This window comes from Actibacterium sp. EMB200-NS6, from assembly GCF_001305615.1.
In the GTDB taxonomy this organism is placed as follows: Bacteria; Pseudomonadota; Alphaproteobacteria; order Rhodobacterales; family Rhodobacteraceae; genus Actibacterium_A; species Actibacterium_A naphthalenivorans.
This window is the reverse complement of sequence record NZ_CP010869.1, coordinates 1240873-1260866: the sequence shown is the minus strand read 5'-3', so window position 1 is coordinate 1260866 and position 19994 is coordinate 1240873. Positions and strand designations below refer to the sequence as shown.

At 65.3% G+C, this 19994-nt stretch carries 18 protein-coding genes; 7 read left to right on the top strand and 11 right to left on the bottom strand.

Going from position 1 to position 19994, the window contains the following annotated elements:
* Positions 1-55: 55 nt before the first annotated feature.
* The 3 genes from TQ29_RS06215 to TQ29_RS06205 all read right to left on the bottom strand — a co-directional run bounded on the left by TQ29_RS06215 (position 56) and on the right by TQ29_RS06205 (position 3658).
* Positions 56-1489: an NAD(P)(+) transhydrogenase (Re/Si-specific) subunit beta gene (locus tag TQ29_RS06215; RefSeq protein WP_037208284.1), complete on the bottom strand. Its 1434-nt coding sequence runs from the start codon at positions 1487-1489 to the stop codon at positions 56-58.
* 13 nt (positions 1490-1502) lie between these two features.
* Entirely contained in the window at positions 1503-3074 is a 1572-nt protein-coding gene (locus tag TQ29_RS06210) for a Re/Si-specific NAD(P)(+) transhydrogenase subunit alpha (RefSeq protein ID WP_054538453.1), read from the bottom strand.
* A gap of 125 nt (positions 3075-3199) precedes the next feature.
* A complete protein-coding gene (locus TQ29_RS06205; RefSeq protein WP_369817375.1) occupies positions 3200-3658 on the bottom strand; it encodes an isoprenylcysteine carboxylmethyltransferase family protein in 459 nt (152 codons plus the stop codon).
* A 136-nt stretch (positions 3659-3794) separates the two neighbouring features.
* Between TQ29_RS06205 and TQ29_RS06200 the strand changes: the two genes are divergently transcribed.
* Positions 3795-4271 carry a GNAT family N-acetyltransferase gene (locus TQ29_RS06200; RefSeq protein WP_054538452.1) on the top strand — a complete coding sequence of 159 codons (477 nt, stop codon included), beginning with the start codon at positions 3795-3797 and terminating at the stop codon, positions 4269-4271.
* A 282-nt stretch (positions 4272-4553) separates the two neighbouring features.
* On the top strand, positions 4554-7160 hold the full coding sequence (locus TQ29_RS06195; RefSeq protein WP_054538451.1) for a Hint domain-containing protein: 2607 nt from the start codon (positions 4554-4556) through the stop codon (positions 7158-7160).
* A 17-nt stretch (positions 7161-7177) separates the two neighbouring features.
* Here TQ29_RS06195 and TQ29_RS06190 read toward each other — a convergent pair whose 3' ends face one another.
* The 5 genes from TQ29_RS06190 to TQ29_RS06170 all read right to left on the bottom strand — a co-directional run bounded on the left by TQ29_RS06190 (position 7178) and on the right by TQ29_RS06170 (position 11539).
* On the bottom strand, positions 7178-7615 hold the full coding sequence (locus tag TQ29_RS06190) for a cytochrome c (RefSeq protein WP_054538450.1): 438 nt from the start codon (positions 7613-7615) through the stop codon (positions 7178-7180).
* Between the two features lie 85 nt (positions 7616-7700).
* Positions 7701-8477: a gamma-glutamyl-gamma-aminobutyrate hydrolase family protein gene (locus TQ29_RS06185; protein WP_054538449.1), complete on the bottom strand. Its 777-nt coding sequence runs from the start codon at positions 8475-8477 to the stop codon at positions 7701-7703.
* 120 nt (positions 8478-8597) lie between these two features.
* The gene (locus TQ29_RS06180; RefSeq protein WP_054538448.1) at positions 8598-9026 is read right to left on the bottom strand and encodes a heme-binding protein; all 429 of its coding nucleotides are present in this window, start codon (positions 9024-9026) and stop codon (positions 8598-8600) included.
* Positions 9027-9055: 29 nt separating this feature from the next.
* The gene (locus tag TQ29_RS06175; RefSeq protein WP_037208293.1) at positions 9056-11203 is read right to left on the bottom strand and encodes a malate synthase G; all 2148 of its coding nucleotides are present in this window, start codon (positions 11201-11203) and stop codon (positions 9056-9058) included.
* Positions 11204-11314: 111 nt separating this feature from the next.
* The gene (locus tag TQ29_RS06170) at positions 11315-11539 is read right to left on the bottom strand and encodes a hypothetical protein (protein ID WP_054538447.1); all 225 of its coding nucleotides are present in this window, start codon (positions 11537-11539) and stop codon (positions 11315-11317) included.
* A gap of 118 nt (positions 11540-11657) precedes the next feature.
* Here TQ29_RS06170 and pepN point away from each other — a divergent pair, with 118 nt between their 5' ends.
* Positions 11658-14216 carry an aminopeptidase N gene (gene pepN, locus TQ29_RS06165; protein ID WP_054538446.1) on the top strand — a complete coding sequence of 853 codons (2559 nt, stop codon included), beginning with the start codon at positions 11658-11660 and terminating at the stop codon, positions 14214-14216.
* 112 nt (positions 14217-14328) lie between these two features.
* Positions 14329-15204: a lysophospholipid acyltransferase family protein gene (locus TQ29_RS06160; protein WP_082386552.1), complete on the top strand. Its 876-nt coding sequence runs from the start codon at positions 14329-14331 to the stop codon at positions 15202-15204.
* Between the two features lie 12 nt (positions 15205-15216).
* On the opposite strand, the gene TQ29_RS06155 is transcribed toward TQ29_RS06160, so the two are convergent.
* Together TQ29_RS06155 and TQ29_RS06150 are read right to left on the bottom strand one after the other, a co-directional pair.
* The gene (locus TQ29_RS06155) at positions 15217-16029 is read right to left on the bottom strand and encodes a transglutaminase family protein (protein WP_054538445.1); all 813 of its coding nucleotides are present in this window, start codon (positions 16027-16029) and stop codon (positions 15217-15219) included.
* A 106-nt stretch (positions 16030-16135) separates the two neighbouring features.
* Entirely contained in the window at positions 16136-16750 is a 615-nt protein-coding gene (locus TQ29_RS06150; RefSeq protein WP_054540346.1) for a transglycosylase SLT domain-containing protein, read from the bottom strand.
* A 181-nt stretch (positions 16751-16931) separates the two neighbouring features.
* Between TQ29_RS06150 and gatB the strand changes: the two genes are divergently transcribed.
* Together gatB and TQ29_RS06140 are read left to right on the top strand one after the other, a co-directional pair.
* The gene (gene gatB, locus TQ29_RS06145; protein WP_054538444.1) at positions 16932-18440 is read left to right on the top strand and encodes an Asp-tRNA(Asn)/Glu-tRNA(Gln) amidotransferase subunit GatB; all 1509 of its coding nucleotides are present in this window, start codon (positions 16932-16934) and stop codon (positions 18438-18440) included.
* Positions 18441-18565: 125 nt separating this feature from the next.
* A complete protein-coding gene (locus tag TQ29_RS06140) occupies positions 18566-19018 on the top strand; it encodes a DUF4177 domain-containing protein (protein ID WP_054538443.1) in 453 nt (150 codons plus the stop codon).
* 3 nt (positions 19019-19021) lie between these two features.
* On the opposite strand, the gene TQ29_RS06135 is transcribed toward TQ29_RS06140, so the two are convergent.
* On the bottom strand, positions 19022-19279 hold the full coding sequence (locus TQ29_RS06135; RefSeq protein WP_054538442.1) for a BolA family transcriptional regulator: 258 nt from the start codon (positions 19277-19279) through the stop codon (positions 19022-19024).
* A gap of 76 nt (positions 19280-19355) precedes the next feature.
* Between TQ29_RS06135 and TQ29_RS06130 the strand changes: the two genes are divergently transcribed.
* On the top strand, positions 19356-19988 hold the full coding sequence (locus TQ29_RS06130; protein ID WP_037208305.1) for a J domain-containing protein: 633 nt from the start codon (positions 19356-19358) through the stop codon (positions 19986-19988).
* Positions 19989-19994 lie beyond the last annotated feature (6 nt).

Genomic DNA, 19994 nt, shown 5'->3' with positions numbered 1-19994 from the left:
GCAACAAGAAAGCCCCGGCGCAACGGCCGGGGCTTTGGTTTTCGCGCGCTGCCGGTTACTGGATCAGCGTCAGCAGCTTGTCGATGCTGGCCTTGGCGTCGCCATAGAACATGCGCGTGTTTTCCTTGTAGAACAGCGGGTTCTCGATGCCCGAATAGCCCGTGCCCTGGCCGCGCTTGCTGACGAACACCTGTTTCGCCTTCCAGCATTCCAGCACCGGCATGCCGGCAATGGGGCTGTTGGGGTCTTCCTGCGCCGCCGGGTTCACGATGTCGTTGGAACCGATGACGATCGCCACATCCGTGTCCGGGAAATCGTCGTTGATCTCGTCCATCTCCAGCACGATGTCATAGGGCACCCGCGCCTCGGCCAGCAGCACGTTCATGTGGCCGGGCAGACGCCCCGCCACCGGGTGGATGGCAAAGCGCACCTCCTTGCCCTTGGCGCGCAGCCGCTTGGTCAGCTCGGATACCGATTGCTGCGCCTGCGCCACCGCCATGCCGTAGCCGGGGATGATGATGATGCTGTCGGCCTCGTCCAGCGCCGTTGCCACGCCTTCGGCGTCGATCGCGATCTGCTCGCCCTCGACCTCCATCGCCGGTCCCGCCGCGCCGCCGAAGCCGCCCAGAATGACCGAGATGAAGCTGCGGTTCATCGCCTTGCACATGATGTACGACAGGATCGCGCCCGAAGAGCCCACCAGCGCGCCCACCACGATCAGCAGATCGTTGCCAAGGCTGAAGCCGATGGCCGCCGCCGCCCAGCCGGAATAGCTGTTGAGCATCGACACCACCACCGGCATGTCGGCGCCGCCGATACCCATGATCAGGTGATAGCCGATGAACAGTGCGGCCAGCGTCATCAGGAACAGCGGGAAAAAGCCGCCGGTGTTGAAGTACCAGATCAGGCACAGCACCGAAAGCGCCGCGGCGCCCGCGTTCAGCATATGCCCGCCCGGCAGTTTGGTCGCGGCCGAGCCGACCTTGCCCGCCAGCTTGCCATAGGCGATGACAGAGCCGGTGAAGGTCACGGCACCGATGAAGATGCCCAGAAACAGCTCGACCCGCAGGATGTTGACCTCGACCGAGGTCTTGTGCGCCAGCAGGGCTGCAAAGCCGTCCAGCCCTTGGCGGGCGGCATCGTCCATCGCCAGCACGCGGCCCAGTTCGATATGGGCGACATAGCCCACGAACACCGCCGCGAGACCGACCAGAGAGTGCATCGCCGCAACAAGCTGCGGCATCTCTGTCATCTGGACGCGTTGCGCCACGACATAGCCGATCGCGCCGCCGGCGGCGATCAGGATGACCGACAGCAGCCACAGGCCCGAGCCGGGTCCGATCAGCGTTGCCAGCACCGCCAGCGCCATGCCGGCGATCCCGTACCAGACCGCGCGCTTGGCGCTTTCCTGCCCCGACAGGCCGCCGAGCGACAGGATGAACAGAACAGCCGCGACAACATAGGCGGCAGTGGTGAATCCGAATTCCATGGTCCCGGCCTCCTTAAGATTTCTGGAACATGGCAAGCATGCGCCGGGTTACGAGGAAGCCGCCGAAGATGTTGATCCCGGCCATGAAGACCGACAGCGCCGCCAGAATGATCACCAGCGCCGAATCCGATCCGATCTGCATCAGGGCCCCCAGGATGATGATCGACGAAATCGCGTTGGTGACCGCCATCAAGGGCGTGTGCAGGCTGTGGCTGACGTTCCAGATCACCTGGAAGCCCACGAACACCGCCAGCACGAACACGATGAAATGCTGCATGAAGCTGGCCGGGGCCACCAGCCCCACCCCCAGGATCAGCGCGGCACCCACCACCAGCAGCGTGACCTGCTGTTTGGTCTGCGCCTTGAAGGCGGCAACCTCCTGCGCGCGCTTTTCTTCCGGCGTCAGCTCCTTGACCGCTTCCTTGGGCTTGGCGGCAATCGCCTTCACCTTCGGCGGCGGCGGCGGGAAGGTGATTTCGCCGTCATAGGTGACCGTCGCGCCGCGGATCACGTCATCTTCCATGTTATGCACGACCTGCCCGTCTTTTTCGGGCGTCAAATCGAACATCATGTGGCGGATGTTGTTGCCATAAAGCGTGGAGGCCTGCGCGGCCATCCGGCTGGGGAAATCGGTATAGCCGACGATGGTCACACCGTTTTCGCTGACAACCTTCTGATCCTTGACGGTCAGATCGCAGTTGCCACCCTTTTCGGCGGCAAGATCGATCACGACCGAGCCCGGCTTCATCGCCGCGACCATGTCTTCGAGCCACAGCTTGGGCGCATCGCGGCCCGGGATCAGCGCCGTGGTGATGACGATATCCATGTCGGGGGCCAGCTCGCGGAATTTCTCGAGCTGCTTTTCGCGGAACTCGGGCGAGGAAGGCGCGGCATAGCCGCCCGTCGCCGCGCCGTCCTGCGCGGCCTCCTCGAAATCGAGGAACACGAAATTCGCACCCATCGATTCGATCTGCTCGGCCACTTCGGGGCGCACGTCGAAGGCATAGACGATCGCGCCCAGCGAGGTCGCCGTGCCGATCGCGGCGAGGCCCGCCACGCCAGCGCCCACCACCAGAACCTTGGCCGGGGGCACCTTGCCCGCCGCCGTCACCTGGCCGGTGAAGAAGCGGCCAAAGTTGTTGCCGGCCTCGATCACCGCGCGGTAACCCGCGATATTGGCCATCGACGACAGCGCGTCCATCTTCTGCGCACGGGAAATGCGCGGCACCATGTCCATGGCGATCACATTGGCGCCCTTGGATTTGCACAGCTCCAGCAGCGCCTCGTTCTGCGCCGGCCAGAAGAAGGAAATCAGCGTCTGCCCCTTGGTCAGGCGCTTGGCCTCGGTCTCGTTGGGCTCGCGCACCTTGATGACGATATCCACCGCTTTCCAAAGTGCGGCGGGCGTCTTGATGATCTCGACCCCGGCTTGCGCATAGGCGTCATCGGAAAAACCCGCCGCTGCCCCCGCTCCGGTTTCAATTGCACAGTCATACCCCAGCTTCTGAAGCTGAAGGGCGCTCTCCGGGGTCATCGCAACGCGCGCTTCCCCTTCGAATACCTCCTTCGGTGCCCCGATTTTCACGTCCTCAATCCCTCTCTATCCGGCCCGGCCGAACCTTTACCCTAAAAGACGCCAGACTATTACCATTGCGTAACATTATTTCACAAGCATATCGGTGTTGATTTTCGATCCTGTCGTTTCGCGGCCTACAACCAGCGTCGCACACGCGCGGCATAGCTGTCGAAGGCGGCGCCGAACTCCTGCCGGATCCGGACCTCCTCGCCCCGGATGAACCGCTTCTCGATCAGCGCCATGAAGGCCGGGATCAGCACCAGGCTCAGCCCCGCGTCCCAGCGCAGGATCAGCCCGCCCAGGATCAGCGCATCGCCCAGATAGATCGGATTGCGTGTCAGCCGGTAGATGCCGCCCCGCACCAGCGTTCCGGGGGTTCTGCGAGGGATGACCGTGGTGCGATTGCCAAGGAACTGCGCCACGGCCGCGACCCCGATCAACAGACCCGCGCCGATCAGAACGGCGCCCAGCGCATCGGCCCAGCCGCCGAACCGGAAAACCGGAAGCCAGCGCGCCTGCCCCCAGGCCAGCCCGCCGAACAGCGCCAGCCACATCGGCGGAAGGTCGATCCATCGCAGCACGAAACGTATCAATTCGCGGTTCCCCGAAGTCATTGCCTCGCGACTAGGCAATGCGGGGCCGTGATTTGCAAGCCCCCGGCGGGCCGCCGCGCCGCATTGACCAGGGCGCGCGCGGGTGGTTCTGATCGGCGCGGAAAGGACCCGCGCCATGCCCCCCTACCAGATCCGCCACGTCCACCCCGGCGACGGCCCCGCCGCACACCATGTCCTGCATGCCGCGGTGCATCAGGGGGCGGCCGCGTTCTATAGCGCGGCAGAGCGGGCCGCCTGGGCCCCCGACGGCCCGCCCGCCCCGGATTGGGAGCCGCGGCTGCTGTCCGGTCACACGCTGGTGGCCGAAGACCGGGCCGGCGCGATGATCGGATTCATGACGCTGGGCCATGACGGGTTTCTCGATTTCGCCTATGTCGCACCGGGCTGGATGGGCAAGGGCGTCGGCGATGCGCTTTATGCCGCTCTCGAACCGATCGCGCGCGCAGCCGGGCTGCGGGTGCTCAGCACCGAGGCCAGCCATCTGGCGCGGCGGTTCTTTCACCGCCACGGCTGGGCAACCGTGGCGCGGCAAAGCGCGATCCGTGATGGCGTGGCAATCACCAACTTCCGTATGGAATGCCCCCTGCCCTGATTTCGCCACGATATCGCCCCGCGCGTGTCACGGCCCCAGCAAAACCCGGCCTCACTAATTCTTTAGTCACTGGCGATAGCAAGAAACGTGTGAAGGGCTTTGCCGCGCTTCGCAGGGTGCCCGCACGGGTGCTCGAACAGGAAATATGAGGCACAGCAACCGGGGCAAGGCACGGGGGCGCAGGGGACACGGGCACGGGCAACCGCCCGCTTGGGAAGGAACGCAACTCCTTTCATCTCCAACGCGCCTTTCCTCCTCCCGCGTGGTACCGAGTGGAGACAGATGGCGATTTTCGACGTCAAGTTTTATGATGCGGACCCATCGGGTATCCTTTCGCGCAGCGTGGGGGCCACAGTCACATGGAGCGGCCCGGCCACGCCCGCAGGTGCCGCGACGATCACCGACAATGAATCGGGCGTCGGCGGCCAGACACTGGATGACGATAGCGCCGGGCGCGAAGCCGCGACGGCCAGTGTCACCGTCAATGGCCTGACCTCCACCAACAGCACCGTCGATGCCGAACTCGTCTGGACCCTGCGCGACACGGTGACCGGCCAGCAGTTCCAGGTGGCGCAGTTCCAGGTCGAAAACGGCGGAGCGTCGGGTTATTACACACTGTCGGAAATGCCGCTGGTCGCGGGGCGCGACTATGAGGTCATGGCCTATGACAGCAACCCCAACGCCTCATCTGGCGACATCGCCTTCAGCTATGCGGATTATGTCGAAAGCGACGGCGTCGTCGCGGGCAGCTCCGGCGACGATATCATCGACGCAGGCTATACCGGCGATCCCGAGAACGATCTGGTCGACGATGGCGTCGGGACCGGCGGCGCGGGAATGGGCGATACCATCGACGCGGGCGCGGGTGATGACACGGTTGCCGCCGGCGCCGGGGCGGATACGGTTTATGGCGGCGCGGGGCGCGATACGATCGACGGCGGCGCGGGCGATGACACGATCTATGGCGACGCGCCCGCCGCCACCGCGCAAAGCGAAGACCTGAACTGGGCGGCCGAGGGCAACGATGGCACCAGCGTGGCGGGCGGTTTCACCCAGTCCACCGGCCAGATGAACGTATCGGTCTCCACCGCGAGCGACGGCAACAACAGCCCGACCTTCCAGGTGGAAACCTCCGATACGGCCTATGTCGCTTCGGGCGAAAGCTTCGATCCCAATTCCAACCTCTATCTCTACGGCGCGGGCGACGCCGCGACCTCGACCACCACGCTGGATTTTTCCGCAGCCGCCGGCAGCGGGCTGAGCGACGCCGTGGAAAACGTGCAGTTCCGCATCAACGACATCGATTCCTATGCCCGGAACCACCAGGACATCGTTACCGTCAGAGCCTATGGTGCGGATGGCAAACCCATCGCCGTTTCCATCGCGCCCAGCGGCGGCGACACCGTTTCCGGCGATACGGCCTCTGGCTACACGATCACCGCCGACAGCTCCTATGACGATCCCGACAGCGCCAGCGGCTCGGCGCTGATCAGCATCGCCGGCCCCGTCGCCCGGATCGAGATCGCCTACCGCAACGGCATCACCCCGTCGGGCGGCAATGCCGGCACCCATGCGATCTGGGTCAGCGATGTCGAATTCCAGACGATGCCCGCCTCCGGCGATGATGACATCATCGACGGCGGCACCGGTGACGACACGATCTTCGCCGGCGACGGCTCCGACACGATCACGTTCCAGGACGGGTTCGGCAGCGATACCGTGGCCGGCGGCGAAGGCGGCACCGACTACGACACACTGGATTTCTCGGCGCTCGGCGCGCCGGTGTCGGGCAGCTATGGCGGGGATGAGGCCGGCACGCTCGGCGATGGCACCAACAGCGTCAGCTTTTCGGAAATCGAACATCTGGTCCTGACCGATCTGGATGATACGGTCGATGCCTCCGCCGACAGCGCGGGCGTCGATATCGACGCGGGTGCCGGGGCGGATGTGATCTCCGGCGGATCGGGCGACGATGTAATCGACGGCGATGCCGGCGACGACACGATCGCCGGCGGCACCGGCGCCGATATCGTGGATGGCGGCACCGGGGACGATACGATCCATGTGGCCGAGGGCGACAGTGCCACCGGCGGCGATGGCGACGATACCTTCACCCTCACCGATCTGGACGAGGCCGGTTCCGCCGGTATCACCATCACCGGCGGCGAGGGCGCGGAAACGGCGGGCGACACGCTCGATTTCCAGGGGCTGATCGGCTTCAAGGACATCACCTATACCAATACCGATGATGCCTCGGGCGGGCTCAGCGGGTTTGCGTCGCTGGCGGACGGGTCGGTGGTCAACTTCTCGGAAATCGAGACGATCATCATCTGTTTCGCGGCCGGCACCCACATCCTGACCCCGCGCGGCGAACGTCCGGTGGAAAGCCTGCGCCCCGGCGATCTGGTGATCACCGCCGACAGCGGGCTGCAGCGCGTGCGCTGGACCGGCCGGCGCGAGGTGCCCGCGCAGGGCAATCTTGCCCCGGTGCGCATCCGTCAGGGCGTTCTCGGCAACACCCGCGATCTGATCGTATCACCGCAGCACCGGATGCTGTGCACGGGTCATCGCGCCGAGCTTCTGTTCAGCCAGAACGAGGTTCTGGTACCCGCGCTGCACCTCGTCGATGGCAAGGATGTGCTGCGCGAGGCGGGCGGCACGGTGACCTATGTGCATATCCTGTTCGACCGGCACGAGGTCGTCTTTGCCGAAGGCGTGGCCAGCGAGAGCTTTCATCCCGGCCACATGGGGCTGGAAGGCATCGCCGATCCGGCCCGCGAAGAGCTGTTCGCGGTCTTCCCCGAGCTGCGCTCGAACATCGGATCTTATGGCCCGACCTCGCGCCTCGTGCTGCGAAAGCACGAAGCGCTGGCCCTGCGCGCGGCCTGAGCCGGCGGGCGCGCCTGTCAGTAGATCCCGTTCGCCCGCTGCACTTCGCGCACATAGGTGATGATGGCGCCGATCTCGGCGTCGGTCAGGCCCGGCACCGGGGGCATGTCGCCAAAGCGCCAGTGATGCGCCCGCGCGCCGTTGCGGGCGGCCATCAGGAATGACATGTCACCGTGATGACCGGGTTCATAGATCTTGTGGATCAGCGGCGGGGCAACCCCCGCCCGCCCGGCGGCGTTCACCCCGTGGCAGCTTGCGCATCTGGCATTGAACGCGGTTTCACCCAGCTTCGCCGTGGCGCTCAACTGTGCGGGAAGGGCAACCTCGACCATCGCGCGCCCTGCGGCGGCCTGCGCCGTTGGCGCGGCAACGCCCTGCCCCGCGAAAATTCCGTAGGCGCCAAGCCCGCCCAGCGCGATGACGGCAACAGCCGCCGCAACAAGTTTCGCGTTCATGAAACCCTCCCTTTACGCCGGGAAGACCCTAAAGGTTCCAGTAAAGGTAAGGTCAAGTCACGGAAAGGTGAACCCGCCCGCCCGCTCAGGCGGTTTTCAGAACCGGCGCACGCCGGCATTCCGCCCATTGCCGCACCGCCTCGCCAAACGCCTCGAACAACGGGCGCGAGACCGGATCGCAGGCCGCGTTATATTCCGGGTGCCACTGCACCGACATGGTAAAGCCGGGCGCGTCTTTCACATAGATCGCTTCGGGCGTGCCATCGGGCGCATAGCCATCCACCACGATCCGCGCGCCGGGGGTCTTGATCCCCTGCCCGTGCAGCGTGTTGGTCATCACCTCGGTCGCGCCGAACAGGCGGGCAAAGGGGCCGCCCTCGGAAAACCGTACCATGTGGCGGAGGGCGAATTTCTCTTCCACCGTGCCATCCGGGGGCATCCGGTGGTTCATCCGGCCCGGCAACTCGCGGATTTCGGGGTAGAGCGTGCCGCCCATGGCCACGTTGACCTCCTGAAACCCGCGGCAGATACCCAGAAGCGGTTGGCCCCGCTCCACCAGCGCCCGGATCAGCGGCAGCGCGATCGAATCGCGGGCACGATCAAAGGCGCCATGCGCCTCGGTCGGGTCTTCGCCATATTCCTCGGGGTGGACGTTGGGCCGGCCGCCGGTGAAAAGGAACCCGTCGCAGGTTTCCAACAACTCCGCCACGGTGACAAAGCGCGGGTCGGCGGGGATAAGCAGCGGCATCGCACCCGAAACTTCGGCCACAGCCTCGGAATTCATCGCGCCGCCGGCGTGAACCTCGTAGCTGTCATTGATCAGATGCTGGTTTCCGATGATGCCGACAATGGGGCGCGCCATATTCGTCCTCTTATCCCGTTGCCACAACAATATAGCGATCACGGGCCGGGGTGAAGAGGCACCGCGCCGCACATGACTTGTGCAGGGGCACCTGCCTGTTTTTTGATCAGCGCGCGCCGCTCAGGCGTCGCCCTCCAGACCCGCGGCGGCGATGCCGGCCAGACCGGCGATCGTGTCATTGTCCGACGTGTCGCCGGTGACCCCCACGGCGCCGACGACGGCGCCCTTGCCATCGCGCAGCAGAATGCCGCCGGGCACCGGCACCACCTTGCCGCCATAGGCACCGTTGACCGCCGCCATGAAATAGGCCTGCTGTTCGGCCCGCGCCATCTGCGCCTTGCCGCCCATGCCCAGCATCACCGCGCCAAAGGCCTTGCCCTCGGCGATCACGAACCGGCCGGGGCTGGCGCCATCCTCGCGTTCGAAGGCGATGACATGGCCCCCCGCATCCAGCACGACGACCGATAGCGGTTTCAGCGCCATCTCGCGGCCCTTCTCGAGCGTTTTGCGGATGATGGTGCGGGCTTTGCGCAGGGTAACGGATGCCATGTCGGATGTTCCTTTCGGTTTGCGGAAATTCAGGTGCGGCGGCTGGATTTGAGCTGCAGGCGGCGCGTGTGCAGCACCGGTTCGGTATAGCCGGAGGGCTGCACCCGCCCCCGGAACACCAGATCGCAGGCCGCCTGAAACGCGACGCCATCAAACCCCGGCGCCATCGGCACATAGGCCGGATCACCCGCGTTCTGCCGATCCACCACCTCGGCCATCTTGTGCATGGCCTCCATCACCTGCGGGGCGCTGATCACATCGTGATGCAGCCAGTTCGCCAGCGCCTGGCTGGAAATGCGGCAGGTGGCGCGGTCTTCCATCAGGCCCACGTCGTGGATATCGGGCACCTTGGAACAGCCCACCCCCTGATCGACCCAGCGCACGACATAGCCCAGAATGCCCTGCGCGTTATTCTCGATCTCGGCGCGCAATTCGTCATCGCTCCAGTTGCGGCCCTCGGCCAGGGGCAGGGTCAGCAGATCGTCCAGCGTGCCGCGCGGCCCGCCGGCGGCGATCTCGTCCTGCCGGGCAAGGACGTTGACCTTGTGGTAATGGGTGGCGTGCAGCGTCGCCGCCGTCGGGCTGGGCACCCAGGCGCAGGTGGCCCCCGCCATCGGATGGCCGATCTTGGCGGCCAGCATGTCGGCCATCAGATCGGGCATGGCCCACATCCCCTTGCCGATCTGCGCCCGCCCCTTCAGCCCGCAGGCCAGCCCGATATCCACATTGCGATCTTCGTAAGAGCTGATCCATGGCTGCGATTTCATCTCGCCCTTGGGCACCATCGGCCCGGCCTCCATCGAGGTGTGGATCTCGTCGCCGGTCCGGTCGAGGAAACCGGTGTTGATGAAGGCCACCCGGTGTCTGGCGGCACGGATGCATTCCTTGAGGTTGGCACTGGTGCGCCGCTCCTCATCCATGATGCCCAGCTTCACGGTATAGCGCGGCAGGCCCAGCGCGGCCTCGACACGGGTAAAGATACGGTCGGCAAAGGCGACCTCTTCGGGCCCGTGCATCTTGGGCTTGACCACATAAACCGACCCGGTGACGGAATTGCGCGCACCGCCCGCCTTTTGCAGATCGTGCATGGCGATGAGCGTGGTCATCATCGCATCCATCAGCCCCTCGAAGGCCTCGTTGCCGTCGCGATCCAGAATCGCGGGCGTGGTCATCAGATGCCCCACGTTGCGCACCAGCATCAGCGCGCGGCCCTTCAGCGTGGCCGGGCCGCCATCGGGCGCGGTGAAGGCCACATCGCCGTTCAGCCGGCGGGTGATGGTGCCGCCGCCCTTGGCCACCTGCTCGGTCAGATCGCCCTTCATCAGGCCCAGCCAGTTGCGATAGGCCAGCGCCTTGTCCTCCCCGTCGACGGCGGCCACGCTGTCTTCGCAATCCATGATAGACGACAGCGCCGCCTCCAGGATCACATCACTGATCCCGGCCGGGTCGGTCTTGCCCACCGGGGTGGACGGGTCGATCACGATGCGGATATGCAGGTTGTTGTTTTGCAGGATCACCTCGTCGGGCGCGGCGGCGTCACCGATATGGCCCGCAAACTGCAACGGATCGGCCAGCGCGGCGCCCTTCAGCGCGCCATCCCCCACCGACAGCGCCGTGACATCGGCCCAGCTTGCCCCGCTCAGCGGCACGGCCTCGTCCAGAAACGCCTTGGCCCAGGCCACCACCCGCGCGCCCCGCGCCGGGTCATAGCCGCCGCCCGCAGGCAGATCGCCCAGCGCATCGGTGCCGTAAAGCGCATCATAGAGCGAGCCCCAGCGCGCATTGGCCGCGTTCAACGCGTAGCGTGCATTCATGATCGGCACCACGAGTTGCGGCCCGGGCTGCCGGGCGATCTCGGGGTCTGTGGGGCCGGTCTCCAGCGTGAAATCAGGGCCCTCGGGCAACAGATATCCGATCTGGCGCAAAAAGGTCGTATAGGCGGCATGGTCGTGCGGCTGGCCCGCACGGGCGGTATGCCAGGCGTCGATCTGTTCCTGCAGATCTTCGCGGCGCTCCAGCAGGGCGCGGTTTTCCGGCCCCAGGTCGTGGATCAGCGCCGACAGTTCCCTCCAGAACACCGCGCCCGATACGCCGGTGCCCGGCAGCGCCTGCTCCTCGACAAACCGTGCAAGAGCGGCATCCACCTGAAGGCCGTCGCGTTCGCTGCGCATTTCCATCCGTGATCCTCCGTATCGCCGGTCACGCCGGCCCGCTGAGAACTACGCTTAGGAAACTTGTTTGCGATAGGCAACCAGTCCGGTAAAAACAACTTACCAATTTCGGGGGCGTTACTGCGGCTCTTCAACCGGGGCCGGTTCATCGGCCTGGATCTCTTCGCCGGTGCGCCCGTCGATGCGCACATCGGCCCCCTCGGGGCTATCGACGCTGGCGGCCTCTTCGATGACCCACCACATGATAAGAACAAACCCGAACAGGGCGGTAAGCACGCTGCCCCACAGGGCGATACGGTGGCGCTTTTTCTGGGTTTCGACGTCGGTCTGAGGCGCGGACATGGAATGCTCCTCCTTCCCGCAAGGCGGACAAAAGACAATTCTGCTGGCGGTTGAACCCCGCCGCACGGAACCCTAACGTCTGAACAGACCTGAAGTTCCCCTTTTCCCGGAGCATGTGATGAAGAATACCAGCGCGCAGGCGGTTCACCTGTCGGATTACACCCCCCCGGCGTTTCTGATCGATCAGGTGGCGCTGACGTTCCGCCTGCATCCCACCGCCACGCGCGTGCTGTCGAAAATCGCCTTTCGCCCGAACCCCGCGGCCACCGATCGCCGGTTCTTCCTGCACGGCGAACAGCTTCGCCTGATCGGCGCGCGGATCAATGGCGCCCCTGTCAGCCCCGAGATCACCGATACCGGGCTGACCTGCGCTGTCCCCGACGGCCCCTTCACCTGGGAGGCCGAGGTCGAGATCGCGCCGGAAGAAAATACCGCGCTGGAAGGGCTTTACATGTCGAACGGCATGTATTGCACGCAATGCGAGGCCGAGGGGTTCCGCAAAATCACCTTCTACCCCGACCGCCCCGACGTGATGGCCCCGTTCGATGTGCGGATCGAGGGCGCGGCGCCGGTGCTGTTGTCCAACGGCAACCCGGAGGCACGCGGCGAAGGCTGGGCGGAATGGCACGATCCGTGGCCGAAACCGGCCTATCTCTTCGCGCTCGTGGCCGGTGATCTCGTCTCGAAATCCGACGTTTTCACAACAGCTTCCGGCAAGAACGTGATGCTGAACATCTGGGTTCGGCCGGGGGATGAGGATAAATGCGCCTATGCACTGGATGCGCTGAAACGCTCGATGGTCTGGGACGAGCAGGTCTACGGGCGGGAATATGATCTCGACGTGTTCAACATCGTCGCCGTCGATGATTTCAACATGGGCGCGATGGAGAACAAGGGGCTGAACATCTTCAACTCCAAATACGTGCTCGCCAGCCCCGAAACCGCCACCGACGACGATTTCGCCCGGATCGAGGCGATCATCGCCCATGAATACTTCCACAACTGGACAGGCAACCGCATCACCTGCCGCGACTGGTTCCAGCTTTGCCTCAAGGAAGGGCTGACCGTGTTCCGCGATCAGCAATTCTCGGGCGACATGCGATCGCACGCGGTGAAGCGGATCGAGGATGTGCTGATGCTGCGCGCCCGCCAGTTCCGCGAGGATAACGGCCCGCTGGCCCATCCGGTGCGCCCCGAGCGCTATGTCGAGATCAACAATTTCTACACCGCCACCGTTTACGAAAAAGGCGCCGAGCTGATCGGGATGCTCAAGCGGCTGGTCGGCGACGATGGCTATGCCCGCGCGCTCGATCTCTATTTCGAACGGCACGATGGCGATGCCGCCACGATCGAGGATTGGCTGAAGGTGTTCGAGGATGCCACCGGCCGCGATCTGAGCCAGTTCAAGCGCTGGTACTCTCAATCGGGCACCCCGCGCCTGACGTTCACGGATGACTTCAACGACGGGCGGTATACGCTTCATTTCAAACAGGAAACACCACCAACGCCCAGCCAGCCGGAAAAGGCGCCGCAGGTGATCCCCATCGCCGTGGGCCTGCTGAACCCCAATGGCGACGAAGTGCTGCCGACCACCATGCTGGAAATGACGGAGGCCGAGCAGAGCTTCAGCTTCGAGGGGCTCTCCACCCGGCCCGTTCCCTCGCTGCTGCGCGGGTTTTCGGCGCCGGTGATCGTGCAGCGCGACACCACCGCCGAAGAACGCGCCTTCCTGCTGGCACATGACACCGACCCGTTCAACAAGTGGGAGGCCGGCCGCACCCTCGCCAAAGATGTGCTGATGCGCATGGTGGCCGATGGCGCCGCCCCCGGCCCGGCCTATCTGGACGCGCTGCGCGCCATGGCCGGCGACGATGCGCTGGACCCCGCGTTCCGCGCGCTGGCGCTGCGCCTGCCGTCCGAGGATGACATGGCGCAATCGCTGTTCGACAGCGGCATCACCCCCGATCCGCTGGCGATTCACGCCGCCTGCGAAAAGCTGAAAACCGCGGTCGCGCGGCACCTGTCGGATCTCTTGCCACGGCTCCACGATGCGATGGCCTGCCCCGGCCCCTACGCGCCGGATGCGCGCAACGCCGGCCGCCGGGCGCTGCGCCAGGCGGCGCTTGGCTACCTGTCGCGGCTGGACGGCGGCGCGCTGGCGGCGGCCCGCTATGCGGAAGCCGACAACATGACCGATCAGCTTGGCGCGCTGTCCTGCCTGCTCGAGATCGGCGAAGGCGCGGCCGAGGTCGCGGGATTTTTCCGGCAGTGGTCGGCGGATCGTCTGGTGATGGACAAATGGTTCGCGCTTCAGGCCGGGCTGGCCGCGCCGCACAAGGCGGCCTCGGTCGCCAGATCGCTGACCGAGCACCCGGATTTCGACTGGAAGAACCCCAACCGCTTTCGCGCGGTGATCGGCGCGCTGGCCACCAACGCGGCCGGGTTTCACGATCCTTCGGGCGCGTCTTACGATCTGGTCGCCGACTGGTTGATCCGGCTCGACGCGATCAACCCGCAGACCGCCGCCCGCATGTCGACCGCATTCGAGACCTGGGCGCGCTATGACGCCGACCGCCAGGCGCTGATGCGGGGCGCGCTGGAGCGCATCGCCGCGCGCGACGGGCTGTCGCGCGACATGGGCGAGATGGTGGGCCGGATGCTGGGGGCGAAGGGATGACACCGCGGCACGAAACCGCCGGCTTTTCGTGCAACGCCATTGGCGCGGAGCGCCGTGTAGGCTATGTGGTGGGGTGTCACATAAATTTCGCACCTTTGTGGTGACAAGGCTCATGCGGGAAAGAATAGATCCACTTATAGAAGAACGCGCGCCCTGGCTTTTCGCGCAGCATCCGTGGAGCGCACCTTCACGGGATGTGCTGACAAGGCTTCTGGGCTACCCCAGAACCGTTGCCCTGGGCGAGGCGCTTCAGCATCACCCCTCGCCTGTCATCATGGATGAAATGGCGCGGCTTCTGGCCCTGGATGTCGAGGCGACGGGGCTGGAAAACATCCCCCGTTCGGGCCCCGCGCTGGTGGTGGCCAACCACCCCACCGGCATCGCCGACGGCATCATGCTGTGGAGCCTGCTGGCCCCGATTCGGCCCGATCTGTTCTTCTATGCCAATTGCGACATCCTGCGGGTTCTCCCCCAGATGGAAACGATCATCGCCCCGGTGGAATGGCGCGAGGAAAAGCGCAGCCACGGCAAGACCCGCGAAACCATGGCCTATACCCGCAAGGCGATCGACGAGGGGCGCGTCGGCGTGATCTTCCCGTCTGGGCGTCTGGCCAAGCGGCGCGGGCTGAAGCTGCATGAACGGCCGTGGATGGCCTCTGCCGCGATGATCGCGCGCAAGTTCGATCTGCCGGTGATCCCGATCAACATCCGGGCGCGCAATTCGGTGCTGTTCTACCTGTTCGACCTGATCCACCCCACCCTGCGCGACATCACCCTGTTTCACGAAACGCTCAACAAGGGCAGCCAGCCCTACCGGATGACGGTGGGCCAGCCGATTTCGCCCGGGGCCCTGCCGGTGAAATCGGACGCGGGTATCGACATGCTGCGCCAGGCCACGCTGGCCCTTGGCGGGCGGCACGCGCCCACGGTCAGCCTGGTCGACAGCACGCGGCGGCCGAGCTGGGCGCGCACGGTTCTGTCGGGCTGAGCGTCTCGCGCCCTATTCCGGCGGAAGTTCGCTGATCCACACCTGGAAATCGGCAAGCTGATGTGTGCCGAAACTATGGGTCAGCGGCACATCGGCCGCGTCCCGCCCCTGCGCGATCAGCACCCGCCCGAAACGCGTGTCATTGTTGCGCGGATCGAAGGTCCACCACCGGCCAGACAGGTAAACCTCCATCCAGGCCGCGAAATCCATCGGCGCATAGGGCGGCGGCTGGCGGATATCGCTGACATAGCCGGTGCAATAGCGCGCCGGGATGTTCAGGCAGCGGCAGAAGGCAATCGCCAGATGGGTGAAATCCCGGCACACGCCGCGCTGTTCGGCATAGGTGCCGGCGGCGGTTCTGAAGGGGCTGGAATGCTCATAGCCGAAGCGCACGTGCCGGTTGACGAAATCGCAGACCGCCTGCACCCGCCCCCATCCCAGCGGCGTCGCGCCGAACAGGGCCCAGGCCACCTCCGACAGAACATCGGTTTCGCAATAGCGGCTGCCCAGCAGATATTGCAGCGTCTCGCTGGGCAATTCTTCCACCGGGTGCTGCCAGGCGTCGAGCTTCACCGGGTCCGGCAGCCCTTCATCGCGGATCACCCCGTCAGTGCGCAGCGTGATCCGCCCCGGCGGCGCGGTCAGCCGGTTGCACCAGTTGCCGAACCCGTCGCGGTATGCCTGAACCGGCACCGCGGGAGAGGTCACCAGCCAATCGGGGCGCTCCAGATCTCCCGCGCGGGAATAATGCACATTCAGCAGAACGATCATCGGCGTCGGCTGCGGCAGATCGTAGGTCATCTGACAGCCAAGATGAATGCGCAATATCCTGAATCCTTTTCATTTTGCTGGAAAATACCGCAACACCCGAATGCCCCCGGCGCGCGGCCCGATGCAAACAGCCTGCACCCGTTCGCCGCGCCAGTCAAACCTATTCGCGGTTGCGGCAATAAGCCTGCGCGCCGGTCCAGCGCGCCATCTCGGCGCGTTTCGCGGCATTGTGGAACGGCCCCCAGTCGGCGGCGATACCCCGCCCCCCGGCAGACACGACGCCGTCGCGCATCACCGTGCGCGCGGCGATGCGGATCGCGCAAGACAGGTTGGCCGCGCCATCCTTCAGCGCCTCGGCCGTCTGCGCCGAGCAGCCGTAGCCGCGCGCGGTGGCGGGCGAGATCTGCACCAGCCCGAACCACTGGCCGCCGCCGCCCACCGCCCCGGGGTTCCAGGTGCTTTCGTGCTTGGCCAGCGCCGAAAACAGCCCGGCCCAGAACGCGCGCCTGTCGGCGGGCGACGCGGTCGGGTAGCCGGGGCAATAGGTTTCGATATCGGCCGGAACGATCGCCGCCAGACCGGCGCCATGGGTCTGCAGCGCGGCAAGCGAGGCGTATGTCCAGTTCCGCGCCTGATCCGGCGGGCGCTGATCATCCCAGCGCATCACCGGCAGCACCGGCGAGGATGTGCTCATCGTCGCGGGCTCGCCGCCCCCCGGCAGGCCGCACCCCATGGGAAGAAGCAGGATCAGCGCGGACAGGACGAAATGTTTCATGATGCGGCCCGAAGTAAAACGGGCCGACACCGCCCGCAGCGCACAGAATGCGGCGAAACCGGCCGCCGTGCAATGCATGCGCGCACAGGGCGGCGAAACCCCGCCAACGGCCGCTGCCCCTTGCCCCTCTCGGGGCTTCTGCCTTAGAACGCCCCCGTGACCCCTGACAGGACGCCCAAAGATGCTCGACCTCAGCTATACCGCCCCCGAACCCAAAGTCATTGCCGGCGCAAAGCACGACTGGGAGCTTGTGATCGGCCTCGAGATTCACGCGCAGGTCGCGAGCAAGGCCAAGCTGTTTTCCGGCGCCTCGACGCAATTCGGCGCCGAGCCCAATTCCAACGTGTCCTTTGTGGACGCGGCAATGCCGGGCATGCTTCCGGTGATCAACGAATTCTGTGTGGCCCAGGCGGTGCGCACCGGGCTGGGGCTGAAGGCGCAGATCAACCTGATGTCGGCCTTCGACCGCAAGAACTATTTCTATCCCGACCTGCCGCAGGGCTATCAGATTTCGCAGCTCTACCACCCGATCGTGGGCGAGGGCGAGGTGCTCGTGAACATGGGCCCCGGCGTGGCCCGCAAGGTGCGCATCGAACGGATCCACCTGGAGCAGGACGCCGGCAAGTCGATCCATGACATGGACCCGAACATGTCTTTCGTCGATCTCAACCGCACCGGCGTGGCGCTGATGGAGATCGTCAGCCGCCCCGACATCCGAGGCCCCGAGGAGGCCGCGGCCTATGTCGCCAAGATCCGCCAGATCCTGCGCTATCTGGGCACCTGCGACGGCAACATGCAGAACGGCAACCTGCGCGCCGATGTGAACGTCAGCGTCTGCCGCCCCGGCGATTACGAAAAATATCAGGAAACCCAGGATTTCGGCCATCTGGGCACGCGCTGCGAGATCAAGAACATGAACTCCATGCGCTTCATCCAGCAGGCGATCGAACACGAGGCCCGGCGCCAGATCGCGATTCTGGAAGATGGCGGCGCGGTGGTGCAGGAAACCCGGCTCTACGATCCCGACAAGGGCGAGACGCGTTCGATGCGGTCCAAGGAAGAGGCGCATGATTACCGCTACTTCCCCGACCCCGATCTGCTGCCGCTGGAGATCGAACAGGCATGGGTGGATGACATCGCCGCCGGCCTGCCCGAACTGCCCGATGAAAAGAGGGCGCGGTTCGTGCTGGAATTCGGGCTGACGGAATATGACGCGAGCGTGCTGACCGCCGAGGCCGAGAATGCCGCCTATTTCGAGGCGGTGGCCGAAGGCCGCGACGGCAAGCTGGCCGCCAACTGGGTGATCAACGAGCTGTTCGGCCGGCTGAAGAAGGAAGAGCATGACATCACCGAAAGCCCTGTCAGCCCGGCGCAGCTTGGCGGCATCCTCGATCTGATCTCCAAGGGCGACATTTCCGGCAAGATCGCCAAGGACCTGTTCGAGATCGTCTATACCACCGGCGGCGATCCGGCGCAGATCGTCGAAGAGCGCGGCATGAAACAGGTCACCGACACCGGCGCGATCGAGGCCGCCGTGGACAAGGTGATCGCCGACAACCCCGCGCAGGTCGAAAAGGCCCGCCAGAACCCCAAGCTGGCCGGCTGGTTCGTGGGACAGGTGATGAAGGCCACCGGCGGCAAGGCCAACCCCAAGGCGGTGAACGAGATCGTCGCGAAAAAGCTGGGCTAGCCGGTTTCGGGCCGGCCGGGCCTGTGGCCTGACCGCCGCGCCGGGCGGAAAATTCGCGCCGGGCTTGGACTCCGGCCACCAGAAGCGTTAATTTGTCATGCGTTGAATACGGGGATGTGAGGCGGATGCCTAAATTTGAGTACAAGGTCGTTCCGGCCCCCACCCGGGGCCAGAAAATCAAGGGCGTGAAAACCACGCAGGAACGGTTCGCCCATGTGCTGGCAACCCTGATGAACGATCTGGGCCGCGACGGCTGGGAATATCAGCGCGCCGATACCCTGCCCTGCGAAGAGCGGCAGGGCCTGACCGGCAAGACCACGACGTTCCAGAACATGTTGATCTTCCGCCGCGCCCTGCCCGAACAGGCGGCCCCGGCCCCGATGCCACAGGCAGAGGAAGCCCCCAAGACCCCCGAAGAGATCGCCGCCCGCGCCGCCGCCTCGCTGACCGCCGACGCGCCCGAGGGCAAGGCGCCGCCGGCCCTTACGACACGCCCCGAAGGCCGCGCGCCGCTGCTTGGCCCGGCGCGGCTGACCGAAGACCCGGAAAAGAAAACCGGCGACGTGGCCGCCGAATAGGCGCTACCCCTCGATATGCAGGGCCAGCGCATGGATGCGGCCCACAAGATCGGCGCCCAGCGCGGCATGCACCGCACGATGCCGCGCGATCCGGCTCATGCCGGCGAAGGCGGGCGCGCTGATCTCCACCCGGAAATGGCTCTCGCCGCCGCCTGTATTTCCGGCGTGCCCGGCATGCAGATCGCTTTCATCCACCACCCGCAGGCGGCTCGGCCCGAAGGCTTCGGTCAGCTTTGTGTTAATCTCGTCAGTGACAGTCATTTTTCACTCCTGACCCCCTTCATTCCTCGCTCCAAATGCCTAAACTCTTACGTCCGAGTCGAAAAGGTGGCTGGCCATGAGTAAGAGGGATCCGTTCGGATTCGATATATCCGTTTCGTCCGACAAAAAGAAACGCACCCGCGGCAGGCGCGGCATGTCGGGGGCTTTCGAGACCTCGACCAAGAAGTGTGAGCATCCGGGCTGTGAAGAACAGGGGCAGTACCGCGCCCCCAAATCCCCCGACCATCTCGACCAGTATTTGTGGTTCTGCAAGGATCACGTGCGCGAATACAATCTGAAATGGAATTTCTTCCACGGCACCACCGAGGAAGAGATGGAAGCCCAGATGGAAAAGGATCGCGTCTGGGAACGCGAAACCAAGCCCTTCGGGAAACCGACAGAGGAACAGCGCGCCTGGGCCCGGCTGGGCGTGGACGATCCGCATCAGGTTCTGGGCGAAAACGCCACGCGCAACCCCGGCAAGGGCGGTGGCAGCACCCGCCGCCTGCCCCCCACCGAACGCAAGGCGCTCGATATCCTCGAGGCGCGCGATCACTGGACCAAGACCGAGATCCGCAAACAGTACAAATCGCTGGTCAAGGATCTGCACCCCGACATGAACGGCGGCGACCGTGCCGACGAGGATCGCCTGCAAGAGGTCGTCTGGGCCTGGGATCAGATCAAGGAAAGCCGCAGCTTTCAGGACTGAGGCGTA

What these genes read in the sequence shown, in the direction of transcription:
- TQ29_RS06180 (WP_054538448.1), bottom strand. Translation starts at nt 9,026, where the DNA reads ATGGCATCCGTTACCCTGCGCAAAGCCCGCACCATCATCCGCAAAACG.
- TQ29_RS06160 (WP_082386552.1), top strand. Translation starts at nt 14,329, where the DNA reads ATGCGGGAAAGAATAGATCCACTTATAGAAGAACGCGCGCCCTGGCTT.
- TQ29_RS06190 (WP_054538450.1), bottom strand. Translation starts at nt 7,615, where the DNA reads ATGAACGCGAAACTTGTTGCGGCGGCTGTTGCCGTCATCGCGCTGGGC.
- TQ29_RS06200 (WP_054538452.1), top strand. Translation starts at nt 3,795, where the DNA reads ATGCCCCCCTACCAGATCCGCCACGTCCACCCCGGCGACGGCCCCGCC.
- TQ29_RS06135 (WP_054538442.1), bottom strand. Translation starts at nt 19,279, where the DNA reads ATGACTGTCACTGACGAGATTAACACAAAGCTGACCGAAGCCTTCGGG.
- pepN (WP_054538446.1), top strand. Translation starts at nt 11,658, where the DNA reads ATGAAGAATACCAGCGCGCAGGCGGTTCACCTGTCGGATTACACCCCC.
- TQ29_RS06175 (WP_037208293.1), bottom strand. Translation starts at nt 11,203, where the DNA reads ATGGAAATGCGCAGCGAACGCGACGGCCTTCAGGTGGATGCCGCTCTT.
- TQ29_RS06195 (WP_054538451.1), top strand. Translation starts at nt 4,554, where the DNA reads ATGGCGATTTTCGACGTCAAGTTTTATGATGCGGACCCATCGGGTATC.
- gatB (WP_054538444.1), top strand. Translation starts at nt 16,932, where the DNA reads ATGCTCGACCTCAGCTATACCGCCCCCGAACCCAAAGTCATTGCCGGC.
- TQ29_RS06215 (WP_037208284.1), bottom strand. Translation starts at nt 1,489, where the DNA reads ATGGAATTCGGATTCACCACTGCCGCCTATGTTGTCGCGGCTGTTCTG.
- TQ29_RS06185 (WP_054538449.1), bottom strand. Translation starts at nt 8,477, where the DNA reads ATGGCGCGCCCCATTGTCGGCATCATCGGAAACCAGCATCTGATCAAT.
- TQ29_RS06170 (WP_054538447.1), bottom strand. Translation starts at nt 11,539, where the DNA reads ATGTCCGCGCCTCAGACCGACGTCGAAACCCAGAAAAAGCGCCACCGT.
- TQ29_RS06150 (WP_054540346.1), bottom strand. Translation starts at nt 16,750, where the DNA reads ATGAAACATTTCGTCCTGTCCGCGCTGATCCTGCTTCTTCCCATGGGG.
- TQ29_RS06140 (WP_054538443.1), top strand. Translation starts at nt 18,566, where the DNA reads ATGCCTAAATTTGAGTACAAGGTCGTTCCGGCCCCCACCCGGGGCCAG.
- TQ29_RS06130 (WP_037208305.1), top strand. Translation starts at nt 19,356, where the DNA reads ATGAGTAAGAGGGATCCGTTCGGATTCGATATATCCGTTTCGTCCGAC.